Here is a 1,176-nt window from a genome sequence, read left to right as displayed (position 1 = left end):
CACGCGAACGGCGTGAGCGCCCACGCGAGCGCGCCGCGGCGCTGCCATTCGCGCGTCAGGCGGGCTTCGAGCCGGGCGAGCGGGCCGTCGGGCGCGCTCATCGGGCCGGGCGCGGCATCTCGTGCGCCGCGGCGTGGGACGGATTCGTCAAGGCGGATTCTCCGTTGGGCGGCGCATGCCGCGGGGTCTGCGGAAGGCGGCACTCTAGCGCGCCGCAGGCGGGCGCGGCAAGCGCGACCGGCCGCCGCAGCCTGCGGGGCCGGATCGCGGCGGCTTGTGGATAACTCTGTGAAGAACTCCTCGCTCGATGGCGTCAAACGCCCGTCGGGCGGGCCTCGAATCGGATGAGAATCATTCCGAAAGGTTTAAAAATCTATAAAAATCAATGTGTTATTGGGAATTGTCTGGATTTTTCAGCGGTTTTCCCGCGTTTTAGGCCGATGATTGCCAAAGTGTGGACACCTTCCGAACGTCATCGCGCATATGCCCGGTGCTGGACGTCGCGCGCGTGTCGGACTATCGTGTCGCCGCCAGCATTCATCCGACCGTCCATGCCTTCCGACTCCCCATTTGCCGCACCGGGCGCGACCCGCGGCGGCGACGAAGTGATACCCGTTTCGGCGCTCAATCGCGCGATTTCGACGATGCTCGAGCGCTCGTTTCCGCTGCTGTGGATTTCGGGCGAAGTGTCGAATTTCACGCGCGCCGCGAGCGGCCACTGGTATTTCTCGATCAAGGACCAGCAGGCGCAGATGCGCTGCGTGATGTTCCGCGGCCGCGCCCAATACGCGGAGTTCACGCCGCGCGAAGGCGACCGGATCGAGGTGCGCGCTGTCGTCACGATGTACGAGCCGCGCGGCGAAGTGCAGCTCAACGTCGAGGCCGTGCGGCGCACCGGGCAGGGGCGCCTGTACGAGGCGTTCCTGCGGCTGAAGGCGCAGCTCGAGAGCGAGGGGCTGTTCGCGCCCGAGCGCAAGCGGCCGCTGCCGGCCCACCCGCGCGCGATCGGCATCGTCACGTCGCTGCAGGCGGCCGCGCTGCGCGACGTGCTGACCACGCTCGCCCGCCGCGCGCCGCACATTCCGGTGATCGTCTATCCGGCGCCCGTGCAGGGCGCCGGTTCCGCCGAAAAGCTCGTCACGGCCGTCGAGACCGCGAATGCGCGCCGCGAGGTCA

1 protein-coding gene and 1 pseudogene are annotated in these 1,176 nt (G+C 68.0%); one reads left to right on the top strand and one right to left on the bottom strand.

The window, feature by feature from the left end; all coding sequences use genetic code 11:
• Positions 1–158, bottom strand: a pseudogene (locus G3N99_RS42660) (tetraacyldisaccharide 4'-kinase); the annotation flags it as partial.
• A gap of 393 nt (positions 159–551) precedes the next feature.
• Here G3N99_RS42660 and xseA point away from each other — a divergent pair.
• The coding region (gene xseA / locus G3N99_RS40385) for an exodeoxyribonuclease VII large subunit (RefSeq protein ID WP_206125211.1) at positions 552–1,176 on the top strand (625 nt) is incomplete at its 3' end.

It is taken from the genome of Burkholderia sp. Ac-20392 (assembly GCF_017104585.1).
Classification (GTDB): Bacteria; Pseudomonadota; Gammaproteobacteria; order Burkholderiales; family Burkholderiaceae; genus Burkholderia; species Burkholderia lata.
Note: the sequence above shows the minus strand (reverse complement) of the source record. Positions and strands in the feature narration are given on the sequence as shown.